We start from the raw sequence: 23108 nt of genomic DNA on the forward strand, positions 1-23108 counted from the left end.
GGCGCTCAGGCGGCGAGGTCCGTGGCGTCGGCGTGCTCGACCAGGGCGCGCGCGGTCCCCTCGTCGACGATCAGGTCGGTGATGAGGCCGGCGGCCAGCGCGCCGCGGAGGCTGTGCACCTTGGACGGGCCCGAGACGATGCAGACCCGCCGCGGGACCCGCTTGATGAGGTCGATGTCCGGGCCGCTCGCACGCTCGTTGAGCGGGATGCCGTGGTGGCTGCCGTCCTCCCGGAAGAACACGGTCGCCACATCGCCCACCACACCGGACTCGTCCAGCGACGCGTAGTCGGCCGCGTCCAGGTAGCCGCCCGCGTACACGTGCGAGCGCACCTCGGAGAACGGCGAGCCGAGACCGAACAGGGCGACGTCCATCCGCTCTTGGATGTCGAGGATGCGCCGGGTGCTCCGCTCGCGCCACATGGCCACCTTCGTCTGCGGGTCGTCGAAGAGGGCGGGCACCGGGAACTCCTGGATCGTGCCGGTGTAGGTGTCGCCGAACCGGCGCAGGATCTCCGACGCGTAGAGCACGCCGGTCGTATACGTGTTGCCCGCGCCGTTCAGCTGAACGAACTCCACGTTGTGCAGGTCCTTCGGGATGAGGTGCCTGCTCAGGGCGCTCATCGTCGAGCCCCACGCCACCCCGACCGTCATGTTCGAGTCCACGAACCGGTCGAGAATCCGTGCAGCGGAGATGGCGACGCGCTCCAGCCGGTCGACGTCGCTGATCGCGCTCGGCATCGGGACGATGTGCGCCGCGACGCCGTGCCGGTCGTGGATCTCCTGCTGGATGCGCGTCGCCCCTTCGTGCGGCTCGGCGATCTGGATGGTCACCAGGCCGGACGCGCGCGCATAGGAGAGGAGCCGGGAGACGCTGGATCGCGAGGTGTGCATCTCGTGCGCGATCGCGTCCATCGTCAGGTCCTGCATGTAGTAGAGGTGACCCGCCTTGAGGGCGTCGCGGACCTTGTCGGGCAGGTGCTGGGTGTCGGGCGCGGACATTCGGGGGACCGCCTTCCTGGCCGGGATGGGATCGGGCTGTTGCACGTATGTGCATCCGGCTTGATAGAAGTTGTGCCGGCACCGTTGACTATAGCTGCACCCGAACCCGGAGCAACCAGCGATTTTCTTTCGAGGAGTACCCGTGACGACGAAGTCGGCATCCCGCGTCGAGATTCAGCGCCTGCGCGAGCGGCCCACCGCGAAGGTGCTGATCGTGGGCGGCGGCATCAATGGACTCGGCACCTTCCGCGACCTGGCACTCCAGGGCGTCGACGTGGTGCTGGTGGAGCGCAACGACTTCGTGTCGGGCGCCTCCGCGGCCTCCAGCCACATGATCCACGGCGGCATCCGCTACCTCGAGAACGGTGAGTTCCGCCTGGTCAAGGAGTCGGTGACCGAGCGCAACGGCCTGCTGAAGATCGCGCCGCACTACGTGAAGCCGCTGCAGACGACCATCCCGATCTTCTCCACCTTCTCCGGCATCCTGGCCGCGCCGCTGCGCTTCCTCACCCACAAGCAGGGCAAGCCCAGGGAGCGCGGGGCCTTCCTCATCAAGACCGGCCTGACCATCTACGACTCCTTCTCGCGCGACGGTGGCTCGGTGCCGCGGCACAGCTTCCACGGCCGCCGGAAGTCGCTGGAGACCCTGCCCGAGCTGAACCCCGGCCTCAAGTACACGGCCACCTACTTCGACGCCTCGGTGCACGACCCCGAGCGTCTCGCCCTCGACGTGCTCGCGGACGGCCTCGCCGCCGGTCCGCACGCCCGCGCCGCGAACTACCTCGAGGCCGTCGGGACCAAGGACGGCGGCGTGCTCGTGCGCGACCGCGAGACGGGCGAGGAGTTCACGATCACCGCGGACGTCGTCGTCAACGCGTCCGGCCCGTGGACGGACCTCACCAACGCCGCGCTCGGCCAGTCCACCCGCTTCATGGGCGGCACGAAGGGCTCGCACATCGTCCTCGACAACCCGCGGCTGCTGGAGGCGTGCCAGGGCCGCGAGATGTTCTTCGAGAACAACGACGGCCGCATCGTGCTCATCTACCCGCTCAAGGGCCGCGTCATGGTCGGCACGACCGACCTCGAGGCCGACATGTCCGTGCCCGCCGTGTGCACCGAGGACGAGATCGACTACTTCATCGAACTCGTCTCGCACGTTTTCCCAACGATCCCGGTCACTCGTGAGCAGATCGTCTACACCTTCTCCGGCGTCCGCCCGCTGCCGCACCACGACGACACCGCTCCCGGCTTCGTCTCCCGCGACTACCGGATCGTCCCCGGCACCATCGCCGGCCTCGGCGACACCACGGTGCTGAGCCTTGTCGGCGGCAAGTGGACAACGTTCCGGGCGCTCAGCGAGCACCTGGCGAACGAGACGCTGGCCGCCATCGGCGTCGAGCGCACCGTCTCCACGCTCGGCCTCCCCATCGGCGGCGGCGCCGGCTTCCCCGCGACGCCATCGGCCGAGCGCGACTGGATCGCGCGCTACGGCGCCGACGTCGGCGCGGAGCGCGCGGGCGTGCTCCTGAAGCGCTACGGCACCAAGGCCACGTTCGTCATCGATGCGATCGCGGGCTGGGACGGCCAGGACGAGCCGCTGGCGGCGGCCCCTTCGTACTCGCGTGCCGAGGTCGACCACCTCATCCGCACGGAGCACGTCGTGCACCTCTCCGACGTCTTCCTGCGTCGCACGAGCCTCGCGTTCACCGGTTCGATCACAGGCCCGCTGGTGCGCGAGATCGGCGAAATCGCGGCAAACGCGCTCGGATGGTCGCCAAATCGGCGCACCGAGGAGGAAGATGCGTTCCAAGCGGAACTCGCCGACGCCCACCGGGTGCAGCTGGAGTCGGGGGACGGGAGCGAGGCCGTGCGCTCACGATAATGCACGAACGTGCATAGCACGGTCCTTGCCCGGGTGGACCTGACAGCAATACCGTTCAAGTGCCCACTCTGACGAGGACCATACCTCGACGCACAACAGGGTGCGGGTCAACTGAACAACTGGAAGGTCAACGTGGACAATATCGGTGTAGATTTCCTGTCTGAGTTGGTGGGAACGGCCATGCTGGTGCTCCTCGGTACCGGTGTCGTCGCGAACGTCGCCCTCATCAAGAACAAGGGTTTCAACGGCGGGTTCCTGATGGTGAACATCGGCTGGGGCCTCGCGGTCTTCTCGGGTGTCATCGTCTCGTACGCCTCGGGCGCGCACCTCAACCCGGCAGTGACGCTCGGCCTGGTCGCCAACGGCAAGGCAACGTTCGGTAACGCGGATGCCCACACGCTCGTGCCCGTGAACTTCATCACGGTCGTGCTGTACATCCTCGCCCAGCTGATCGGCGCCATCATCGGCGCCGTCCTCACGTGGCTGGCGTACAAGAAGCACTTCGACGAGGAGCCGGACCCGGCGAACAAGCTCGGCGTCTTCTCGACCGGTCCGGCCATCCGCACCTACGCGTGGAACCTGGTCACGGAGATCATCGGCACCTTCGTGCTGGTCTTCGTCGTGATCGCCTTCGGCCACCAGCCCGGTACCGCAGCCGGCCTCGCCGCCCTCGGCGCCCTGCCCGTCGCCCTCCTCGTGATCGCGATCGGTGCGAGCCTCGGTGGCCCGACCGGGTACGCCATCAACCCTGCCCGTGACCTCGGTCCGCGCATCGCGCACGCCTTCCTGCCCATCCGCGGCAAGGGGACGAGCGACTGGTCGTACTCGTGGGTCCCGGTCGTCGGGCCGATCATCGGTGGTCTCCTCGCCGGTTGGCTCGCGCTGATCCTCCTCCCCGTCCTCAAGTAACACCACGGAGAGCCGGCCGGGTCTCCCGGCCGGCTCTCTCCAGTCCCACCCCAAAGAACAAAGGAGTCACCTATGGCCGACTACGTCGTCGCCATCGACCAGGGAACCACGAGCACCCGGGCGATCATCTTCGACAAGTCCGGGTCGATCGTCTCGACCGGACAGCTCGAGCACGAGCAGATCTTCCCGAAGGCGGGCTGGGTCGAGCACAACCCGGTCGAGATCTGGAACAACACCCGCGAGGTCATCGGGCAGGCGCTCTCCAAGGCCGACCTCACCCGCCACGACATCGCGGCCGTCGGCATCACCAACCAGCGCGAGACCGCGGTGGTCTGGGACAAGAACACGGGCGAGCCGGTCTACAACGCGATCGTCTGGCAGGACACCCGCACCCAGCCGATCGTCGACCGCCTGGCGGCCGACGGCGGCGTCGAGCGGTTCAAGCAGATCGTCGGCCTGCCGCTGGCGACCTACTTCTCCGGCACCAAGATCACCTGGATCCTGGAGAACGTCGAGGGCGCCCGCGAGCGTGCCGAGGCGGGCGACCTGCTCTTCGGCAACACCGACGCGTGGGTGCTCTGGAACCTCACCGGCGGACCCGACGGCGGTGTGCACGCGACCGACGTGACCAACGCCTCCCGGACCATGTTCATGGACCTGGAGACGCTCACGTGGCGCGACGATATCCTCGAGGCGTTCGGCGTCCCGCGGTCGATGCTTCCGGAGATCAAGAGCTCCTCCGAGGTCTACGGCACGGTCGAGTCGTCCAGCCTGCTCCGCGAGGTGCCCGTCGCGGGCATCCTCGGCGACCAGCAGGCCGCGACCTTCGGCCAGGCCGCGTTCGACACGGGCGAGTCCAAGAACACCTACGGCACCGGCAACTTCCTCATCTTCAACACGGGTGAGGAGATCGTCCACTCCAAGAACGGCCTGCTGACCACGCTCGGCTACAAGCTGGGCGACGAGAAGCCGCACTACGCCCTGGAGGGCTCGATCGCCGTCACCGGTTCGCTGGTGCAGTGGCTGCGCGACAACCTCGGCATCATCTCCAGCGCCCCCGAGATCGAGGACCTGGCGAAGACGGTCGAGGACAACGGCGGCGCGTACTTCGTGCCCGCGTTCTCCGGCCTGTTCGCGCCGTACTGGCGTTCGGACGCGCGCGGCGCCCTGGTGGGTCTCACGCGTTACGTGAACAAGGGCCACATCGCCCGGGCCGTGCTCGAGGCGACCGCCTTCCAGACCCGCGAGGTGCTGGATGCGGTCAACGCCGACTCCGGCGTCGACCTCACCGAGCTGAAGGTGGACGGCGGCATGATCGCCAACAACACCCTCATGCAGTTCCAGGCGGACATCCTCGGCGTCCCGGTCGTGCGACCGGTCGTCGCGGAGACGACCGCCCTCGGCGCGGCCTACGCCGCCGGTCTCGCGACGGGATTCTGGGAGAACCTGGACGACCTGCGCAAGAACTGGCAGGAGGACCGCCGCTGGACGCCGAACATGGACGACGCCGAGCGCGAGCGCCAGCTGCGCCTCTGGAAGAAGGCCGTCACCAAGACGTTCGACTGGGTCGACGACGACGTGACGAACGCCTGACACACGGGAACGACGACGAGCGCCGTCCGGCATCCGCCGGGCGGCGCTCGTTCGTGCGTCGGGGACGCATACCTCTCGATTCCCTCATGCTGCGGAAAGCCGCCGCGCAGGTGCGCTGGATACCGTGGCGGGGATGAGACACTCTGCGACCGCCGTCTCCGTGCGGCACGGCCGGCTTCCCGAGCGGCGTGCGCGCGGCCCGCTGGCGCGCCTGCTGGCCGGGACGCTGGCGGTGCTCACGGTGTCGGCCGGGGCCGTCGCCGCGTATGCCGTCGGCGACACGTTGCAGTCGCTGAAGCCGTCCATCCATCTGGTGTCGGCGTCCGGGAAGTCGGTGACGCCGCCGGCCGTGGGGGCGGAGTCGGGCGAGGTGAACATCCTGCTCGCCGGCACGGACACCCGCACCGGGCAGGGCGGCCAGTTCTCGACCGCCGACGAGCTCGCGGGCAGCTCGGGGGCGGGCAACAACGACGTGACGATGGTGCTGCATCTCTCTGCCGACCACAAGCACGCGTCGGTCATCAGCATCCCGCGTGACCTCATGGTGCCGGTGCCGTCGTGCCCGACCACGAACGGATCGACGTCCGCCCAGTCGAGCGCGCAGTTCAACACGACGCTGTCGACCGGCGGGCTCTCCTGCGTGGTCCTCACCGCGGAGGCGCTGACCGGGCTCACCATCCCGTACGCGGCCGAGATCAGCTTCGACGGGGTCACGGCCATGTCGAACGCGGTCGGCGGCGTCACCGTCTGCCTGGCGACGCCGCTCGTCGACCCCTACGTCGGCCTCGACCTCACGGCGGGGGACCAGACCCTCGTTGGATCGGACGCGCTCGCGTTCGTCCGCAGCCGGCACGGCGTCGGGGACGGCAGCGACCTCGGCCGGATCAGCAACCAGCAGCTGTTCCTCTCCGCGTTGCTGCGCAAGGCCACAAGCGCCGGTGTGCTCGGCAACCCGCTCACGCTGTACTCGCTGGCGAAGGCCGCCACCTCCAACATCCAGCTCTCCGACACGCTCTCCTCGCCGACGACCCTGGTGTCCATCGGGCTGGCGTTGAAGAGCGTCCCGCTGCGCGACTTCGTCTTCGTGCAGTACCCGACCATGACCGATCCGGATGACCCGAACCGCGTCGTGCCGGAGCCGACGGGAGTGGATGCGCTGAAGCGCGCGCTCACGACGGATACCCCGGTCGTGCTCACCGGGACGACCGGATCGGGCACCGAGGCGGCGCCGAGCGCGACGTCGACCGCGAGCCCGACGGCGACCGCAGGCCCGACAGCGACGCCCACACCGACTCCGACCTCAGCGGCGTCCACATCCCCGACCTCGACACCGACCCCGACAGCGGTCAGCCTGCCGACCGATGTGACCGGTCAGACCGCCGACCAGCAGACCTGCACCAAGGGCAACTGAGTCGCCCGGCTCAGGAGGCGAGCAGGGCGGGCAGCGCGTCGAGGCCCTGGATCGTCCGCACGCCCGCGCTGCAGGCGTCCGCCGCATCCTCCGCGGACGGGACGGCGCCGGTGCGGTCCAGCCAGACGCCGGTCAGTCCGGCACGGGCAGCGCCGATCGCGTCCGTGCGCAGGCGGTCGCCGATGTAGGCGGCCTGTCGCGGCTCGATGCCGAACTCCGCGCACGCGGCCAGGAAGATCGCCGGGTCCGGCTTGGCGACCCCGACCTCGCCGGAGGCGATCAGCCGCTGGATGCGCGCGTCCAGGCCGACGGACTCCACCTTGCGGCGCTGGAAGGCCAGGTCGCCGTTCGTGATCAGGCCGAAGCGGACGCCGGGGATGCGCCGGGCGAGCTCGTCCAGGCACGGCAGGGCGTCGTCGTGCAACGACCACGCGGCCACGTAGTGCTCGAAGTAGCGGGCGAACCAGGCGCTCGCGTCCTCGTCCGAGAGCGCAACACCGTGCCGCGCGGCGAAGTCGCGCGCCCTGGCCTGACGCTGGCCCTCGAAGTCGAGGCGCCCGGCGAGGTAGGAGTGGTAGTGCTGCTCCTCCAGGTCGTGCCAGAGCGCGACCAGTTCGCGCGCCTCCAGCCGTCCGTACGGCGCGCCGAGCATCGCTGCGTACCGTTGGATGCCCGCCGCGACGGCGGCCCGGTGCGCGAAGAGGGTGTCGTCCAGGTCGAAGAGCACGACCGCGGGCGCGGTCACGGCCGCGACTGCCGGAACGTCTCCTCCGGCCAGCCCTCGACGGGGATGCGCGGATCCTCGGCGAGGAGGCCCGCCTGCCAGTCGTCGCGGCGCACGCCGCGCTGCACGCCGCCGAGGCGGCGCCTGCCCTCCCAGTGGAATCCGGCGCGGCGCGCGACGGCGGCGCTCGCGGCGTTGCCCTCGAACGCGAACCACTCGACGCGCTGGAGGCCGAGGCCGCCGGGCGCTGGCGCGAACCCGAAGTCGAGCACGAGGGAGACCGCCTCCGACATCACGCCGCGACCGCGCGCCTCGGGGGCCAGCCAGAAGCCGATCTCCGCCTGTCGTTCCTCGATGCCGTGCAGGCCGATCATGCCGACGAGCGTCTCACCCGCGACCCCGGGGCCATCGGCACGGATCGCCCACGTGCAGCTGCGCCCGCTCACCCAGCCGTCCGCGACCATGCCGGTCACGAAGCCGTGTGCGTCCTCCCGTCCGTACGGGACGGGGACGGTTGTCCACCCGGCGATCTCCGGGTCCTGGCAGAGCACCGCGATGCGGTCCACATCGGCGAGACCGGGCGCGTCGAGCCGGACCCGCTCCCCGGCCAGCTCGACGACGCCCATCAGCGCGCCCGCCGCAGCAGACCGATGGCCTCGTAGGCCTTGGCGAGGGTGACCTCGGCCACGGCGCTCGCGCGCTCGGCGTTGCCGTCTAGGATGCGGTCGAGCTCGGCGGGGTCGGCCAGCAGCTCCAGCGTGCGCTCGCGGACGGGGCTGAGGGTGTCGACCACGACCTCCACGAGACCCTTCTTGAAGTCTCCGTAGCCCTTGCCGTCGTACTCGACCTCGATCGACTCGATCGGGCGCCCCGAGAGCGCCGAGTAGATGCTCAGCAGGTTCGAGATGCCGGGCTTGCCCTCGCGGTCATAGGAGACGACGCCGTCGGTGTCGGTCACCGCGCGCATGATCTTCTTGCGCGTCGCGTCCGGCTCGTCGAGCACCCAGATGATGCCGGCGCCGGAGTCGGCCGACTTCGACATCTTCGACTGCGGGTTCTGCAGGTCGTAGATGCGGGCGCCGTCCTTGAGGATCATCGCCTGCGGCACCACGAAGGTCTCGCCGAACCGGCTGTTGAACCGCTCGGCGAGGTCGCGGGTGAGCTCGACGTGCTGGCGCTGGTCGTCGCCGACCGGCACGACCTCCGTGTCGTAGAGCAGGATGTCCGCCGCCATCAGCACGGGATACGCGAACAGGCCGACCGAGGTCGCCTCTGCCCCCTGCTTGGCCGACTTGTCCTTGAACTGTGTCATCCGCGACGCCTCGCCGAAGCCGGTGATGGTGTTCAGCACCCAGGCGAGCTGCGCGTGTGCCGGCACGTGCGACTGCACGTAGAGCGTCGACGCGGACGGGTCGATGCCGGCCGCGATGTACTGGGCCGCCGTGCGCCGGGTCTTCTGGCGCAGCTCCTCCGGGTCCTGCGCGACGGTGATCGCGTGCAGGTCGACGACGGAGAAGAACGCGTCGTGCGTCGTCTGCAGCTGCTTCCACTGCAGCAGGGCGCCGACGTAGTTGCCGAGGTGCAGCGACTCCGCGGAGGGCTGCATTCCGGAATAGAGACGGGGGAGGGATGTCATGTTCGTGCCTTCGGTTCGGTGGATGTGCGGATGGTCTACTCAGAGCGCGTAGTCGACGACCACGGGGGTGTGGTCGGACCATCGCTCGTCGTAGGCGGACGCACGGTCCACCGCGTAGTGCTTCACCGTCGCCGCGAGGGCGGGAGTGGCCAGCTGGTAGTCGATCCGCCAGCCGGAGTCGTTGTCGAACGCCTTACCGCGCCACGACCACCAGGTGTACGGGCCGTCGACCTCGCCCGCCCACTTGCGGCCGACGTCCACCCAGCCGAGGCCGGCGCCCGCGTTGTACGCAGCGTCGTCCTCCGCGCCGAGGATGCGGTCGAAGTATGCGCGCTCCTCCGGGAGGAAGCCGGCACGCTTGACGTTGCCCTTCCAGTTGCGGATGTCCAGCGTGCGGTGCCCGACATTGAGATCGCCGAGGACGACGGCGAGCTCGCTGTGCTTCTGCAGCTCCGGCAGCCTGGCCTCCATCGCGTCGAGGAACTTGTACTTCTCGACCTGCTTGTCGGTCTCCGCCTCGCCCGAGTGCACGTAGGTGCTCACGACCGTGACGACCTTCCCGGCCACCTCGTAGTCGGCCTCGAGCCAGCGCCCGGCGCTGTCGAACTCGGTGGGGCCGAGCTCGACGCGGTGGATGGCCGCGCGGTGCCGGCTGGCGATCGCCACGCCGGCGCGCCCCTTGGCGCTCGCCGGGTCGTGCACGATGTCCCAGTCGTCGCCGAGCAGCGACTGGAGGTCCTCGGTGGACGCGCGCACCTCCTGCAGGGCGAGGATGTCGACGTCGCGCGTGTCCAGCCAGGAGCCCATCCCCTTGCGGAAGGCGGCACGGATGCCGTTGACGTTCACCGTCGCGATGCGCAGGGGTTTGCTTGGCATGGATCAAGCCTACCGGGGACGGCCGACGCTCCCTTCGTCGAGCAGATCGTTGAGCCGGTGCTCCGCCTTCTCGACACGACGCTGGGCCGGGAACCGGCCGAGCAGGCGGGCCCGGCGCAGCTCGTTCTTCGCGTCGTCGAGCTCCGCTCGCGCCACCAGCACGCGCGCCTTGTACTCGGCGGCGGCGCGCTCGGCCGCCGCCTGCTCCGGAGTGATCATCCGCGGCGAGAGACCGCGGTCGAACATCCCGACCGCGATCCAGGACGCCGAGAGCAGGATCACCCGGGAGACCAGATTGAACCAGAGCAGCAGACCGACGAACACGGCGAAGCTGGCCAGCAGCGGGTTCTTGGTCGCGCTGCCGAGCAGCAGACCGCCGAGCGCGCTCAGGCCTGCGAGCACCGCCGCGCCGAGCAGCACACCGAAGAAGAGGTTGCGCCACGGGATGGCCACCCTCGCCATCACGCGGAACATGGCACCGAGCGTGAAGATGTTGAGCAGCAGCGACACCAGGAGGGCGGAGAACCGGGTGATGACGCCCGCCCAGAACGAGTCGGGGCTCAGGCCGACGAGGGTGAGCAGGAAGGTCAGCGCCTGGGTGCTCGCGATCGTGAGCAGGGCGGAGAACACGAGCACGACCCCGAAGGCCAGCGAGAGGAAGAGGTCGCGGATCTTCTGCAGCACATAGTTCGTGGTGTCCCGGCTGAGGCCGAAGACCGCGCGGACGGCCTGGCGTGTGTAGTACAGCCAGCCGATCGCGGTCCAGAGCAGGCCGATCGCCGCGATGATGCCGTACCAGCCGAAGCCGGTCGCCTGCTCCAGCTGCTCCTCGTTGATGACGCCGGGCGTCGAGCCGGTCTGGATGAGGCCGGGGACGGACTTGTTGATGAGGGTGACCAGCGCATCGAAGATGTCGGGGTTGCCGCTCAGCCAGATGCTCGCGGCGGAGAAGCCCAGCCAGATCGCCGCGAAGATCGCGAACAGCGACTGGAAGCCCATCCCGGCCGCCCGCAGGTTTCCGTCGGAATGCGAGTAGTTGATGTACACGCGGTACGGCCGCAGGCTCTGCACCCACTTGGCCAGTCGCGAGGCGCGGGCCACCGGCTTCTCGAGGCGCTCGCGCAGCGGCTCGGCGGCGTCGAGGAAGCGCTCCTTCAGCGTCTCCTCCGTCTCGGGCTGCACCGTCCCCTCGGCGCGCTGGAGCGCCTCGTCCGGCTCAGCCGGCTTCCGAGTGTTCCTCGCCACCCCGCAAGGATAGCGAGCGGGATGCCTGCGCAAGAGAGGTTAAGCGGGCCGCGCGCCGCGGAGGGCGGCGCGCGGCCGGGTGGATCAGTACGAGTACGACGAGTAGCCGGCGGAGGCGGCCACGGCACTGAACACGATCGCGAGGATCACCATGAGGATGATGAACGCGATGTAGATGTAGCCGACGATGAGGCCGGCGAGCGCGAGGCCGCGGCCGGACTCGCCGGAGCGCTTGATCTGGCTGAGGGCGATGTGGCCGCAGATCACGCCGGCGAGCGGGAACACGAAGGCTCCAACCAGCGCGATGATGGCGAGCACGTTCGTGCCCGACTTCTGGGCGGGGTACGGGGTGTAGCCGGCCGGCGGCGCGGGCGGGTACGAGGCGGGCGTCTGGTCGGACATGGTGAGGTGTTCTCCGATCGGGAAACGGGTCGGGTTCAGTTCTGCGGCACGCTGCCCGCCAGCACACCCGCGGGATGAAGGGTGGCGGCGATGGCGTTCGCGGTCTCCTGGAACGCGGTGTCGGTCTTGGCGGCGCCGATGGCGCCGCCCTTGAGTGCGCCTGAGGCCATGTTGCGGTTCAGGCGGGCGACCAGGCGGCCCTCCGTGTCGACCATGAAGTCGACGAGGAAGGACACCTGGAAGTTCTTGCCGGCGAAGGCGCCGAGCCAGAAGGTGGAGGCGGCGCTGCCGCGCTTCGCCAGCAGCCCGCCGGTCGGGGTGGCCGTGACGGTGAAGCCCTGCGCCTGCAGCGCTGAGGCGACGAGGTGCCGCCCTGCGTCGTGGTCGCCGAGGATGAAGAAGTCGTGGGCGGAGGGCATGGCGGAGTCCTTCGGGCGAGAGTCGGGTGAGTTGGGGGTGGGCGCGACGGCGGGCCCGGCATGACACTCTATCGGGGTACAGCGACCGCGTCCATACCGCTGGCCCAGCGGGATGCGCGGCTAGCGCCTGAGCGGACGGCGCCTCGCGGCGACGACCAGCGCGGCGCCGGCGAGGGCGAGAGCCCCGGTGAGCGCGAGCAGCGCTGTCGGCAGGCTGCTCCCGGTGCCGGCGAGGTCGGTCGGCGTCGCCGGGGGAGCGGGGGGCACGGGGGGAGCGGGAGGCACGGGCGGTGCGGGGGGTGCAGGGGGAGCAGGAGGCGCGGGCGGAACCACGACGGCGGCGACGGTCAGTTTCGCTGCCGCGGTGGTGACGGTGCGGTCGAGAGCGTCGGTGAAGACGGCGCGGTACTGGCTGCCGTTCTGGCCGAGCGCCGTGGCCGGAATCGTGTAGGTCGCCGCGGTGGCGCCGTCGATCGGTGCCCACGTGGCACCGTCGTCGATGCTGACCTCCCACTGCACGGTCAGTGGTGCGGCCTCACCTGTTGCTCCCGCGGTGAAGGAGGCTTCATCGCCCTCGGTGACGGACTGGTCGGTTGGATCCTCGGTCACGATCGGGGGCGCCGGGACGGTCACCGTGAGTGTCGCCGCCGCCGTCGTCGCCGAGCCGGCCTGGTTGCTGAACACGGCCCGGTACTGCATGCCGTCGTCTGCCTGGGCGGCGGTGAGGCTGTAGGAGTCGGTGTTCGCTCCGGCGATGTCCGTGAACGTCGTGCCGTCGGCGCTGACTTGCCACTGCACGCTCAGCGGCTGCGAGCCGGACGCGCTCGCCGTGAACGTCGCGGTCTCTCCGATGCCGACCGTGGTGTCGGCGGGATCCGTCACGACGGTCGGAGCGACCGGGAGGACCACGAGATCGGCGGAGGTCGTCGTCGCGGTCGAACCGGCCGCGTCGGTGAACACGGCTCGGAAGAAGGTGGAGTTCTGGCTCAGCTGTGCAGAGGGGATCGTGTATGTGGCCGACGTCGCTCCGTCGATCGGCGACCACGGTCCCGCGCTGCTCGTGCTCGACTCCCATTGCACGGAGAGCGGCGCCGCGCCTCCGGTGGCCTGTGCGGAGAAGGTGGCAGGCTGTCCGTCGAAGACGGTCTGGCTGGTCGGGTTCTGGGTGATGGTGGGTGGTACGGGAACGATCTCGGTGAGCGTGTAGGCCGCGATGGATGTCGCGAAGGAGCGATGGGTCACGGGGTCTGTGGCGATCCAGTAGGCCGCGGTGACGCCGGGCAGCGTCTGGGTCAGCGACGCGGAGCGCGAGTCGACGATGGCCACGGCGCCCCCGCCGGTGCCGAAGGGCAGCGTTATGAATGTGGCACCCGCGGCCGGATCCTGGGACTGGTAATAGCTGTTCGCGATCGGAATGGTGCGGGTCTGCGTGTTCGTCGCCGTGGAGAACACCGACGCGGTCGTCCGCGTCTGGTCCGACACCACGGCGTGCGACCCATCGGTCGTCAGCGTGACCTGGTGCGCGGCACCGAGGCCTGTCCAGGTCGCGGCGAGGGTTGCCGCTGCCGTGTCGATGACGTAGACCGAAGAAGCGTTGCTACCCAGATAGAGCAGGGAGCCGTCCGCCGATTCGGTCACCGTCTCCGCTCGGCCGGGCAGCGGGACGGCTGGGAGCGGTGCCGGTGCGGACGGATCTGCGAGATCGAAGACGCTCAGGGATCCGGAATTCGCGACCCAGAGCCGGGTGCCATCGTGCGAGACCGTCACGCCGACGGGCGAGGTCCCCACCGGGAGGCTCGTGCTCACGGCCGCACCGCCCGCCGGGATGACCGCGACCGATCCGGAGACACCGGTACCGGTGTACTGACTCACATAGACCACACCGGTCGGCCCGGCGGCAATCGCATACGGTTCGTTCGGAACGGTGATCGTCCGCACGAGCGAGAGCGTCGCCTCGTCGTAGACGAGGACCGTGTTCAGCGTTCTCGTCGCCACGTAGATCAGACCGCGCGCGGGATCGATCGCCACCCCGCTTCCCGACGATGGCATCGTGATCTTGCGCCCGACGACGTAAGACGGCGGCGCTGCGTCGGCGCTCACCGGCACCGCCAGGGCGAGCACAAGCGCGGTGGCGACCGTGCACAGGGCGGCGACCCAGCGCTTGACCATGGCGGAGTTCCTTTCCGGTGACGTGCCGTCAGGGTACGCCGGCGCGTCGCGGTCGAGGAAAACCGGGCGTCAGTATGACGATGTCGAGCCGTACGCGAGCGTGACCAGCCGGTCGCGGGCTACGTCGAATGCGGATCTGGGATATCACAATCGTGCCGTCTGGCGCATTGGCCCGGGGCGCTCCCGTGAGGATATCCGTGTCGCGGCGCCACCGTTTCCGTGCGGAGACAACAACGCGTTCCATGGCCCGATCCGCTACCCTGACCGGATGCCGCACGCCATCGTCCTCGGAGGAACAGGGCTGCTCGGTCGCGCGAGCGCCCTCCGTCTCGCTCGGGCGGGCTGGAGCGTCGTCGTCACCGGGCGCGATCCCGGTCACGTTCCCGACGCGCTCGACGAGGCCGGCGCGCGGTTCGTGAGTTCGGACCGGCGAGACGCGGCCGCGCTCGCCGACGTGCTCCGCGGCGGCGCGGACCTACTCGTCGACGCGTACTGCTTCACCGCCGACGATGCGCGTTCGCTCCTCCCGCACCTGCCCGGCATCGGGTCGGTCGCCATGTTCTCCAGCAAGGCCGTCTACGTCGACGCGGACGGCCGGCACATCAACTCGACGGAACGCCCGGACTTCGGCGGCCCCGTCACCGAGGACACGGCGACGCTCGAACCTGCCTGGGACGGTCGTTACCGGAGCAGGGACGGCTACGGCAGGAACAAGGTGGCGGCCGAGCGCGTCCTGCTCGAGTCCGGGCACCCGGTGAGCGTGCTCCGGGCGTCCAAGGTGCACGGCGAGGGCGCCGCCCTCCCGCGCGAGTGGCACTTCGTGCGCCGGGTGCTCGACGGCCGTCGCGCCGTGCTCCTCGCGCACGACGGACGCGGCTTCGACCATCCGACGGCGGCGGCCAATGCCGCCGCGCTCGTACAGGTCGTCGGTGAGAGCCCCGGGCGCCGGGTGCTCAACATCGCCGACCCCGACGTCCCGACCGGGCGGGACATCGCGCGTGCCGTAGCCAACCGCCTCGAGCACGAATGGGAGGAGGTGCTCGTCCCCGGCGACGCCCCCGGCTGGCATCCCTGGGATGTCGTCCCGGGGATCACCCTCGACCTGCGCGCCGCGGAGGCGATCGGGTACCGCCCGGCCGGGACATACGCCGAGCTGATCGGGCCGACGATCGACTCCGTCGTCGCCTTCGGTCTCGACGCCCCCTGGGCCCAGAAGGCGGGCGACACGGACTTCGACTACGCCGCGGAGGACGCCTACCTGGCCCGGCGCTGAGCGACGAGCCCGGAGACGACCACGCCCCCCGGCCGGCGGGCCGAGGGGCGTGTCGTCAGAGCGGGAGGCTCAGGGCTTGCCGCGCATGATCGCCTGCTTGACCTCGGCGATCGCCTGCGTCACCTGGATGCCGCGGGGGCACGCGTCGGTGCAGTTGAAGGTCGTGCGGCAGCGCCAGACGCCCTCCTTGTCGTTCAGGATGTCGAGGCGGACCTGCGCGTTGTCGTCGCGCGAGTCGAAGATGAAGCGGTGCGCGTTCACGATCGCGGCCGGGCCGAAGTACTGGCCGTCGGTCCAGAACACCGGGCAGGACGAGGTGCACGCGGCGCACAGGATGCACTTGGTGGTGTCGTCGAAGCGGGCGCGGTCGGCGACCGACTGGATGCGCTCCTTGCCCTTCTCGGGCTTGCTGTTCGCGACGAGGAACGGCTGCACCTCGCGGTAGCTCGCGAAGAACGGCTCCATGTCGACGATCAGGTCCTTCTCCAGCGGCAGGCCCTTGATGGCCTCGACGTAGATCGGCTTGGAGATGTCCAGGTCCTTGATCAGCGTCTTGCAGGCGAGGCGGTTGCGGCCGTTGATGCGCATGGCGTCCGAGCCGCAGATGCCGTGGGCGCACGAGCGGCGGAACGTGAGCGAGCCGTCCTGCTCCCACTTGATCTTGTGCAGCGCATCGAGGATGCGGTCGGTCGGGAACATCTCGACGTCGAAGTCCTGCCAGCGCGGCTCGGTGTCCACGTCCGGGTCGAACCGGCGGATGATCAGCGTGACGGTGAACGACTGGACCGGCGCCTCGGGCGCAGGTGGAGTCTCCAGTACGGCGGTCGACATCAGTACTTCCTCTCCATAGGCTCGTAGCGCGTCACGACGACCGGCTTCCAGTCGAGCGTGATGTGGTCCGCCGCGTCGGCGGAGTGCGGGTCGCCGGTCAGGTAGGCCATCGTGTGCTTCATGTAGTTCTCGTCGTCGCGCTTCGGGTAGTCGTCGCGCATGTGCCCGCCGCGGGACTCCTTGCGGTTGCGGGCCGAGAACACCACGACCTCGGCGAGGTCGAGCAGGAAGCCCAGCTCGACGGCCTCGAGGAGGTCGGTGTTGAAGCGCTTGCCCTTGTCCTGGACGACGACGTTCTTGTAGCGCTCGCGGAGGCGGTGGATGGTGCCGGTCACCTGCTCCAGCGACTCGTCGGTGCGGAACACCTGCGCGTTCTTGTCCATCTCGTCCTGCAGCTCCTTGCGGATCGCGGCGATCCGCTCGGTGCCGGTGCCGGAGCGCAGGCCCTCGATCATCCCGCGGACGAACGCGGCCGGGTCCTCCGGGAGCGGGACGGCCGTCGCGGTCTTCACATACTCGACCGCATTGTTGCCGGCGCGCTTGCCGAAGACGTTGATGTCCAGCAGCGAGTTGGTGCCGAGGCGGTTGGAGCCGTGCACCGAGACGCAGGCGCACTCGCCCGCGGCGTACAGGCCGGGGACGACCGTGGTGTTGTCGCGCAGCACCTCGGCGTTGTTGTTGGTCGGGATGCCGCCCATCGCGTAGTGCGCGGTCGGCATGACCGGGACCGGCTCGACGACGGGGTCGACGCCGAGGTAGGTGCGGGCGAACTCGGTGATGTCCGGGAGCTTGGTCTCCAGGACCTCGGCGCCCAGGTGCGTGCAGTCGAGCAGCACGTAGTCCTTGTGCGGGCCGGCACCGCGTCCCTCGGCCACCTCCTGGACCATGCAGCGGGCGACGATGTCGCGGGGAGCCAGGTCCTTGATGGTGGGAGCGTAGCGCTCCATGAACCGCTCGCCGGAGGCGTTGCGCAGGATCGCGCCCTCGCCTCGCGCGCCCTCGGTGAGGAGGATGCCGAGCCCGGCGAGGCCGGTCGGGTGGAACTGGAAGAACTCCATGTCCTCGAGCGGGAGCTTCTTGCGCCAGATGATGCCGACGCCGTCGCCGGTGAGGGTGTGGGCGTTGGAGGTGGTCTTGAAGATCTTGCCGAAGCCGCCGGTCGCGAAGATGATCGCCTTCGAATGGAAGACGTGCAGCTCGCCGGTGGCCAGCTCGTACGCGACGACGCCCGCGGGCTGGTCGACACCGTCGACCTCGTTCATGATCACGTCGAGCACGTAGAACTCGTTGAAGAAGTTGATGCCGAGCTTGACGCAGTTCTGGAACAGCGTCTGCAGGATCATGTGGCCGGTGCGGTCGGCCGCGTAGCACGCGCGGCGGACGGGCGCCTTGCCGTGGTCACGGGTGTGACCGCCGAACCGGCGCTGGTCGATCTTGCCCTCTGGCGTCCGGTTGAACGGCAGGCCCATGTTCTCGAGGTCGATGACCGCGTCGATGGCCTCCTTCGCGAGGATCTCCGCCGCGTCCTGGTCGACCAGGTAGTCGCCGCCCTTGACGGTGTCGAAGGTGTGCCACTCCCAGCTGTCCTCCTCCACGTTGGCGAGCGCCGCGGCCATGCCGCCCTGCGCCGCGCCGGTGTGGGAGCGGGTGGGGTAGAGCTTCGAGATCACCGCGGTCTTGGCGTGCGGTCCGGCCTCGATGGCCGCGCGCATCCCGGCGCCGCCTGCGCCGACGATGACGATGTCGAACTCGTGGTAGTGGACGCCGTCGATGACGGTCGATTCGGTGGTTTCAGTCGTAGTCACAGGTTCTTGTTTTCCGTCAATCGCTTCACTTGGCCGGGCAGAACGAGGGGAGGTCGGCCGCCGCGGCGCCGGCGGGGCACGGGTCGAACGTGAAGATCACGAGCGTGCCGAGCACGATCAGCACGACCACCGCTGCCGCGATGACCCACTTGAGGATGCGGTTGACCGTCCGGTTGTACGCGTAGTCGTTCACCAGCGTGCGCATGCCGTTGCCGCCGTGGATGAGCGCGAGCCAGAGCATCAGCAGGTCCCAGACCTGCCAGAACGGCGTCGCGTACTTGCCGGCGACGAAGGCGAAGTCGATCTGCTTGACACCGTCGCCGAGGACGAGGTTGATCAGCAGGTGGCCGAAGATGAGGATGACCAGCAGCACGCCGGAGGCGCGCATGTAGATCCAGCCCCACTTCTCCCAGTTGTTCCCCTTGCGGGCCGGGCGGGCCGGCGTGCGCGGCGCTTGAATCGTCGTCACGTCAGTTCACCTCCGAGAAGATGTGGATGAGCTGCGTCGGCACGAAGCCGGCCATCAGCACCACCCAGAGCACGATGACGATCCAGAACATGACCTTCTGGTACTTGACGCCCTTGCTCCAGAAGTCGATGAGGATGATCCGGATGCCGTTGAAGGCGTGGAAGATGATCGCCGCCACGAGCGCCATCTCGCCGAACCCCATGATCGGGTTCTTGTAGGTCCCGATCACCGCGTTGTACGCCTCCGGGCTGACCCGGATGAGCGAGGTGTCGAGGATGTGGACGAGAAGGAAGAAGAAGATGGCGACCCCGGTGATGCGGTGCAGCACCCAGGACCACATTCCTTCACGGCCGCGGTACAGTGTGCCGCCCGGCCGGGTCTTGGTCGGCTGCAGGGTCCCTGCCGCTTGGTCTGGCACGAACAACCCTCCCTGGTTGGATCGCTGACGGAAGGCGCGTGAAGCGCGTTGCCAAGTCTATGCCGCGGGGGCGACCGACGCTTCTTAGGGTGACCTTGGTTATCTCGACGTCGAGATAACTCGACCCGCGCGCCGGTTGACCGCGGGCGGCCTCGGCGTACGTTCTGCGGCATGACACAGGACGAGCCCGTGATGGACGGGAGCACCGAGGCCGGCGTCGACGTCAAGGTCGCCGGGATCGTCGAGCAGCTGCGCGCCGACATGCAGCTGCGGCCCCAGGAGGACAGCGAGCGGCTGCTCCGCCAGCGCCTGACGGACGCGGGCATCCAGCTCGACGACGCCGAGATCAGCCGCATCGCGCGCGACGTGCAGAACGGCCCCTCCGCCGTCGATTGACGCCCGCGTCAGAGCACGTCGGTGGAGCCGGTGAGCTTGAGGGCGTCGACGACGGCCTTCACCCGCTGGGCGTTCTCGCTCGTGGTCACCAGCAGCGCGTCCGGGGTGTCGACGACGACGATGTCGCGCACGCCGATCAGGCTGATCACCCGCTTGCTCTGACTCACCACGATGCCGCTGGAGGAGTCGGCGAGCACGCGCGCGTCCTCGCCGAGGATGGCGAGATCCGACTTCCGGCCGCCCGAGTTCAGCTTGGCGAGCGAGGCGAAGTCTCCGACGTCGTCCCAGTCGAAGTAGCCCGGGATGACGGCGAGCCGGCCGGCGGCGGCAGCCGGCTCCGCCACCGCGTAGTCGATGGCGATCTTCTCGAGCCGCGGCCAGATCCTGTCGACGGCGGGACCGCGTGTCGCCGGGTCGTCCCAGGCGGCCGCGAGCTCGATGAGACCCTTGTGCAGCGCGGGCTTGGTGCGGGCGATCTCCTCGAGCAGCCGGTCGGCCCGGGCGATGAACATGCCCGCGTTCCAGAGGTAGGAGCCGTCCGCGACGTAGCCCTCCGCCGTCGCCAGGTCCGGCTTCTCCACGAACGACCCGACCGCGAGCGCGCTCGGCGCCCCCGACAGTTCGAGCGGCCCCGCGCAGTGGATGTAGCCGAAGCCGACCGCCGGCTCCGTCGGCTTGATCCCGATGGTCGTGATGAAGCCGGCGTCGGCGGCGGCGACCGCCTCCCGCACGGCGGCGGTGAACAGCCGGTGGTTCCTGATCACGTGGTCGGCGGCGAACGAGCCGATGATGACGCCGGGCTCCCGGCGCTCCAGGATGGCCGCGGCGAGGCCGATCGCGGCGGTGGAGTCGCGCGGCTCGGACTCCAGGACGACGTTCGGGTCGGCCAGCGACGGGAGCTGGGCCTCCACGGCGGCGCGGTGCGCGCGGCCGGTGACCACCATGATCCGCTGCTCGCCGCTGATCGGCGCCAGGCGCTCCCACGTGTCCCGCAGCAGGGTGTTCCCCGAGCCGGTGAGATCGTGAAGGAACTTCGGCGCGTCCGCCCGCGACAGCGGCCAGAGGCGTGAGCCGATCCCGCCGGCCGGGATGACACTGTAGAACCGCTCGATCGTGCCGCGAGGTGTCGTCATGGCGAAAGGATACCGAGCGCTGCTGGACACCGGGCGTTCACGGCCGGGACACCGCGGGCGCGCAGACTCGCCCCATGCGGATCGCCGTCGTCAGCGAGAGCTTCCTCCCCACCGTCAACGGAGTCACGAACAGCGTCCTGCGGGTGCTGGACAACCTGGCCGCCGCCGGGCACGAGGCCATCGTCATCTGCCCGGACGCGGGGGCCCCGGGGGAGTACGCCGGCTTCCGCATCCACCAGGTGCCGTCGATCGCCTACCGGCAGTTCCCGGTCGGCCTGCCGAGCCCCCAGGTCCAGCGCATCCTCGCGCGGTTCGCGCCCGACGTGCTGCACGCGGCATCCCCCTTCCTCCTCGGTGCGCAGGCGATCGCCGCCGCCAACCGGCTGGGCGTGCCGTCCGTCGCGATCTACCAGACCGACGTCGCCGGGTTCGCCAGACGGAACGGGCTCGGGATGACCTCGGCCATCGCCTGGAAGTACGTGCGCTGGGTGCACGACGGCGCCGACCTCACCCTGGCGCCGTCGTCCGCCTCCGAGTTCGACCTGCGCCAGGCCGGGGTCCGTCGCGTCGCCCGCTGGGGCCGCGGCGTCGACCTCGACCGCTACCACCCCAACAACCGGCGCTCGCCGGAGGCGGTCGCGCTGCGCGAGCGGCTCTCGCCGGACGGCGAGGTCGTCGTCGGCTACGTGGGGCGGGTGGCACCCGAGAAGCAGGTGGAGCGGCTGCGCGCGCTGCGCGGGCTGCCGGGCGTCTCGGTCGCCATCGTCGGGGACGGTCCCGCCCGTCCCGCGGCCGAGCGCGAGCTGCGCGGGATGCACGTGACCTGGCTCGGGCGGCTCGGAGGAGCGGAGCTCGCCACGGCATACGCCGCGCTCGACGTCTTCGTCCACACCGGGTCGGAGGAGACGTTCGGCCAGACGGTCCAGGAAGCGCACGCTTCCGGTCTGCCGGTGGTCGCGCCGCGTGCCGGCGGCCCTGTCGACCTGGTCGAGCACGGCACGGACGGTCTCCTCTATCCGCCCGCGGACGACCGCGCGCTGCGGGCCGCCGTCGCGATGCTCGCGCAGGACACGCCGCTGCGGATGAGGATGGGCGAGGCCGGACGCCGGGCGGTGCTCGGCCGCGGCTGGGACGCGCTCTGCGGCGAGCTGATCGGGCACTACGAGCGGGTCATCCTGGACGCCTCCGCCGACGTCCAGCCCGCGGGCAGACAGCGCGCGTACAGTTAGGTGGCCCCTTCTCCGGGCCGTCTTCAACGAGCACCTGGAGGTGAACGATGGCGAACCTGAACCGACGCGGCATTCCGATGCCCTTCGTGTCCCGATCGCGGCGGGTCGATCCTCCCAGTACCGCTCCGCAGGCCGTCATCGAGCCTGCAGCCCGCCGGTCCAGCATGGTCGACAGTGCCGTGTACGCCGACGGTGTCCGTGTCGCGTCCCCGCGCACCCTGGCCGAGACCTACCGCGCCCTCGACGCGACGCCTGGCGGCGTCGCGTGGATCGGGCTGTACCGGCCGAGCGAGAAGGAGCTCATGTCGCTGGCGGAGGAGTTCAGCCTCCACCCGCTGGCCGTCGAGGACGCGATCGTCGCCCACCAGCGGCCCAAGCTGGAGCGGTACGACACCGTCCTCTTCGTGGTGCTCAAGGCGGCGAACTACCTGGACGTGCCGGAGGAGGTCGACTTCGGCGAGCTGCACCTCTTCGTCGGCCCGAACTTCGTGATCACAGTCCGGCACAGCGAGTCGCCCGACCTCTCCACCGTGCGGCAGCGCATGGAGGGGGAGCGGGAGCTGCTCGCGCTCGGGCCGCAGGCCATCCTCTACGCGATCATCGACGCGGTGGTTGATGCGTACAGCCCGGTCGTCGCCGGTCTCGCCAACGACATCGACGAGATCGAGACGCAGGTGTTCGGCGGGGATGCGCTGGTCTCCCGGCGCATCTACGAGCTGTCGCGGGAGGTCATCGACTTCCAGCGGGCGACGCATCCCCTCTCCTCCGTGATGGTCGCGCTGGAGCGCGGCTCCGCGAAGTACGGCGTCACCGAGGAGCTGGAGCGCCGCCTGCGCGACGTCGCCGACCACCTCACGCAGGTGAACGAGCGTGTCGACGGCTTCCGCTACCTGCTGCGCGACATCCTCACGGTGAACTCGACGCTGGTCGCCGAGCGCCAGAACGAGGAGATGACGCGTCTGGCGCATTCGACGCACCGGCAGGGGGAGGAGGTCAAGAAGATCTCGTCCTGGGCGGCGATCCTCTTCGCGCCCTCCCTCATCGCGGGCATCTACGGCATGAACTTCACGCACATGCCGGAGCTGCAGTGGCCGCTCGGCTATCCGCTCGCCGTGGTGGCGATGCTCGGGCTCAGCAGCCTCCTGTACGCGATCTTCAAGAAGCGTGGCTGGCTGTAGGTGCGGAACGGTCCGTCCCCCACGCTGGGGCGGACCGTTCTGCCGTGCTCAAATGAGCAGGTGCCAACCACGCGCGCGTTTGTAACGCTTGCATGAAGAAGCCGGATTT

22 protein-coding genes are annotated in these 23108 nt (G+C 69.6%); 8 read left to right on the forward strand and 14 right to left on the reverse strand.

What is annotated here, in order from left to right; all coding sequences use genetic code 11:
• Positions 1 to 5 precede the first annotated feature (5 nt).
• On the reverse strand, positions 6 to 1001 hold the full coding sequence (locus AAME72_RS11870; protein WP_348786763.1) for a sugar-binding domain-containing protein: 996 nt from the start codon (positions 999 to 1001) through the stop codon (positions 6 to 8).
• A 142-nt stretch (positions 1002 to 1143) separates the two neighbouring features.
• On the opposite strand from AAME72_RS11870, the gene AAME72_RS11875 reads away from it, so the two are divergent.
• The 4 genes from AAME72_RS11875 to AAME72_RS11890 all read left to right on the forward strand — a co-directional run bounded on the left by AAME72_RS11875 (position 1144) and on the right by AAME72_RS11890 (position 6796).
• Entirely contained in the window at positions 1144 to 2883 is a 1740-nt protein-coding gene (locus tag AAME72_RS11875; protein ID WP_348786764.1) for a glycerol-3-phosphate dehydrogenase/oxidase, read from the forward strand.
• Positions 2884 to 3015: 132 nt separating this feature from the next.
• Positions 3016 to 3792 (forward strand): MIP/aquaporin family protein, encoded by a 777-nt coding sequence (locus AAME72_RS11880; protein ID WP_348786765.1) that lies wholly within the window; start codon positions 3016 to 3018, stop codon positions 3790 to 3792.
• Positions 3793 to 3864: 72 nt separating this feature from the next.
• The gene (gene glpK, locus AAME72_RS11885; protein WP_348786766.1) at positions 3865 to 5385 is read left to right on the forward strand and encodes a glycerol kinase GlpK; all 1521 of its coding nucleotides are present in this window, start codon (positions 3865 to 3867) and stop codon (positions 5383 to 5385) included.
• 133 nt (positions 5386 to 5518) lie between these two features.
• On the forward strand, positions 5519 to 6796 hold the full coding sequence (locus tag AAME72_RS11890) for an LCP family protein (RefSeq protein WP_348786767.1): 1278 nt from the start codon (positions 5519 to 5521) through the stop codon (positions 6794 to 6796).
• 10 nt (positions 6797 to 6806) lie between these two features.
• Here the strand turns inward: AAME72_RS11890 and AAME72_RS11895 are convergent, their stop codons facing one another.
• The 8 genes from AAME72_RS11895 to AAME72_RS11930 all read right to left on the reverse strand — a co-directional run bounded on the left by AAME72_RS11895 (position 6807) and on the right by AAME72_RS11930 (position 14267).
• A complete protein-coding gene (locus AAME72_RS11895) occupies positions 6807 to 7541 on the reverse strand; it encodes an HAD family hydrolase (RefSeq protein ID WP_348786768.1) in 735 nt (244 codons plus the stop codon).
• Positions 7538 to 8146: a GNAT family protein gene (locus AAME72_RS11900; protein ID WP_348786769.1), complete on the reverse strand. Its 609-nt coding sequence runs from the start codon at positions 8144 to 8146 to the stop codon at positions 7538 to 7540. The genes AAME72_RS11895 and AAME72_RS11900 overlap by 4 nt, the downstream gene beginning before the upstream one ends.
• Complete coding sequence (gene trpS, locus AAME72_RS11905) at positions 8146 to 9156, reverse strand: tryptophan--tRNA ligase (protein WP_348786770.1); 1011 nt, start codon at positions 9154 to 9156, stop codon at positions 8146 to 8148. Before trpS ends, AAME72_RS11900 begins: the two co-directional genes overlap by 1 nt.
• Before the next feature lie 39 nt (positions 9157 to 9195).
• Positions 9196 to 10032: an exodeoxyribonuclease III gene (locus AAME72_RS11910; RefSeq protein ID WP_348786771.1), complete on the reverse strand. Its 837-nt coding sequence runs from the start codon at positions 10030 to 10032 to the stop codon at positions 9196 to 9198.
• 9 nt (positions 10033 to 10041) lie between these two features.
• Positions 10042 to 11277, reverse strand: coding sequence for a YihY/virulence factor BrkB family protein (locus tag AAME72_RS11915; protein ID WP_348786772.1), 1236 nt, complete (start codon positions 11275 to 11277; stop codon positions 10042 to 10044).
• Between the two features lie 84 nt (positions 11278 to 11361).
• Positions 11362 to 11679 carry a DUF4190 domain-containing protein gene (locus tag AAME72_RS11920; protein WP_348786773.1) on the reverse strand — a complete coding sequence of 106 codons (318 nt, stop codon included), beginning with the start codon at positions 11677 to 11679 and terminating at the stop codon, positions 11362 to 11364.
• A 35-nt stretch (positions 11680 to 11714) separates the two neighbouring features.
• On the reverse strand, positions 11715 to 12098 hold the full coding sequence (locus AAME72_RS11925) for a hypothetical protein (RefSeq protein WP_348786774.1): 384 nt from the start codon (positions 12096 to 12098) through the stop codon (positions 11715 to 11717).
• 120 nt (positions 12099 to 12218) lie between these two features.
• Positions 12219 to 14267, reverse strand: a complete 2049-nt coding sequence (locus tag AAME72_RS11930) for a hypothetical protein (protein WP_348786775.1) — start codon at positions 14265 to 14267, stop codon at positions 12219 to 12221.
• Between the two features lie 268 nt (positions 14268 to 14535).
• Between AAME72_RS11930 and AAME72_RS11935 the strand changes: the two genes are divergently transcribed.
• A complete protein-coding gene (locus tag AAME72_RS11935) occupies positions 14536 to 15540 on the forward strand; it encodes an NAD-dependent epimerase/dehydratase family protein (protein WP_348786776.1) in 1005 nt (334 codons plus the stop codon).
• 69 nt (positions 15541 to 15609) lie between these two features.
• On the opposite strand, the gene AAME72_RS11940 is transcribed toward AAME72_RS11935, so the two are convergent.
• The 4 genes from AAME72_RS11940 to sdhC are packed head-to-tail and all read right to left on the reverse strand — an operon-like array spanning position 15610 to position 19063.
• Positions 15610 to 16371, reverse strand: coding sequence for a succinate dehydrogenase iron-sulfur subunit (locus AAME72_RS11940; protein ID WP_314146929.1), 762 nt, complete (start codon positions 16369 to 16371; stop codon positions 15610 to 15612).
• Entirely contained in the window at positions 16371 to 18176 is a 1806-nt protein-coding gene (gene sdhA / locus AAME72_RS11945) for a succinate dehydrogenase flavoprotein subunit (RefSeq protein WP_348786777.1), read from the reverse strand. The genes AAME72_RS11940 and sdhA overlap by 1 nt, the downstream gene beginning before the upstream one ends.
• Before the next feature lie 25 nt (positions 18177 to 18201).
• Positions 18202 to 18645 carry a succinate dehydrogenase hydrophobic membrane anchor subunit gene (locus AAME72_RS11950; protein WP_348786778.1) on the reverse strand — a complete coding sequence of 148 codons (444 nt, stop codon included), beginning with the start codon at positions 18643 to 18645 and terminating at the stop codon, positions 18202 to 18204.
• 1 nt (position 18646) lies between these two features.
• On the reverse strand, positions 18647 to 19063 hold the full coding sequence (gene sdhC, locus AAME72_RS11955; RefSeq protein ID WP_348786779.1) for a succinate dehydrogenase, cytochrome b556 subunit: 417 nt from the start codon (positions 19061 to 19063) through the stop codon (positions 18647 to 18649).
• A gap of 171 nt (positions 19064 to 19234) precedes the next feature.
• Here sdhC and AAME72_RS11960 point away from each other — a divergent pair, with 171 nt between their 5' ends.
• The gene (locus AAME72_RS11960) at positions 19235 to 19459 is read left to right on the forward strand and encodes a hypothetical protein (RefSeq protein WP_348786780.1); all 225 of its coding nucleotides are present in this window, start codon (positions 19235 to 19237) and stop codon (positions 19457 to 19459) included.
• Positions 19460 to 19467: 8 nt separating this feature from the next.
• Here the strand turns inward: AAME72_RS11960 and AAME72_RS11965 are convergent, their stop codons facing one another.
• The gene (locus tag AAME72_RS11965) at positions 19468 to 20592 is read right to left on the reverse strand and encodes a sugar phosphate nucleotidyltransferase (protein WP_348786781.1); all 1125 of its coding nucleotides are present in this window, start codon (positions 20590 to 20592) and stop codon (positions 19468 to 19470) included.
• Positions 20593 to 20666: 74 nt separating this feature from the next.
• On the opposite strand from AAME72_RS11965, the gene AAME72_RS11970 reads away from it, so the two are divergent.
• On the forward strand, positions 20667 to 21821 hold the full coding sequence (locus AAME72_RS11970; RefSeq protein WP_348786782.1) for a glycosyltransferase family 1 protein: 1155 nt from the start codon (positions 20667 to 20669) through the stop codon (positions 21819 to 21821).
• A gap of 47 nt (positions 21822 to 21868) precedes the next feature.
• On the forward strand, positions 21869 to 22999 hold the full coding sequence (locus AAME72_RS11975; protein WP_348786783.1) for a magnesium and cobalt transport protein CorA: 1131 nt from the start codon (positions 21869 to 21871) through the stop codon (positions 22997 to 22999).
• The last annotated feature ends 109 nt before the right edge of the window (positions 23000 to 23108 follow it).

It is taken from the genome of Leifsonia sp. NPDC080035 (assembly GCF_040050925.1).
Taxonomy (GTDB): Bacteria; Actinomycetota; Actinomycetes; order Actinomycetales; family Microbacteriaceae; genus Leifsonia.

Excerpts from the sequence above, each read along its gene's own strand:
- AAME72_RS11870 (WP_348786763.1), bottom strand. The coding sequence starts at position 1,001 with ATGTCCGCGCCCGACACCCAGCACCTGCCCGACAAGGTCCGCGACGCC.
- glpK (WP_348786766.1), top strand. The coding sequence starts at position 3,865 with ATGGCCGACTACGTCGTCGCCATCGACCAGGGAACCACGAGCACCCGG.
- AAME72_RS11890 (WP_348786767.1), top strand. The coding sequence starts at position 5,519 with ATGAGACACTCTGCGACCGCCGTCTCCGTGCGGCACGGCCGGCTTCCC.
- AAME72_RS11900 (WP_348786769.1), bottom strand. The coding sequence starts at position 8,146 with ATGGGCGTCGTCGAGCTGGCCGGGGAGCGGGTCCGGCTCGACGCGCCC.
- trpS (WP_348786770.1), bottom strand. The coding sequence starts at position 9,156 with ATGACATCCCTCCCCCGTCTCTATTCCGGAATGCAGCCCTCCGCGGAG.
- AAME72_RS11910 (WP_348786771.1), bottom strand. The coding sequence starts at position 10,032 with ATGCCAAGCAAACCCCTGCGCATCGCGACGGTGAACGTCAACGGCATC.
- AAME72_RS11920 (WP_348786773.1), bottom strand. The coding sequence starts at position 11,679 with ATGTCCGACCAGACGCCCGCCTCGTACCCGCCCGCGCCGCCGGCCGGC.
- AAME72_RS11925 (WP_348786774.1), bottom strand. The coding sequence starts at position 12,098 with ATGCCCTCCGCCCACGACTTCTTCATCCTCGGCGACCACGACGCAGGG.
- AAME72_RS11930 (WP_348786775.1), bottom strand. The coding sequence starts at position 14,267 with ATGGTCAAGCGCTGGGTCGCCGCCCTGTGCACGGTCGCCACCGCGCTT.
- AAME72_RS11935 (WP_348786776.1), top strand. The coding sequence starts at position 14,536 with ATGCCGCACGCCATCGTCCTCGGAGGAACAGGGCTGCTCGGTCGCGCG.
- AAME72_RS11940 (WP_314146929.1), bottom strand. The coding sequence starts at position 16,371 with ATGTCGACCGCCGTACTGGAGACTCCACCTGCGCCCGAGGCGCCGGTC.
- AAME72_RS11960 (WP_348786780.1), top strand. The coding sequence starts at position 19,235 with ATGACACAGGACGAGCCCGTGATGGACGGGAGCACCGAGGCCGGCGTC.
- AAME72_RS11965 (WP_348786781.1), bottom strand. The coding sequence starts at position 20,592 with ATGACGACACCTCGCGGCACGATCGAGCGGTTCTACAGTGTCATCCCG.
- AAME72_RS11970 (WP_348786782.1), top strand. The coding sequence starts at position 20,667 with ATGCGGATCGCCGTCGTCAGCGAGAGCTTCCTCCCCACCGTCAACGGA.
- AAME72_RS11975 (WP_348786783.1), top strand. The coding sequence starts at position 21,869 with ATGGCGAACCTGAACCGACGCGGCATTCCGATGCCCTTCGTGTCCCGA.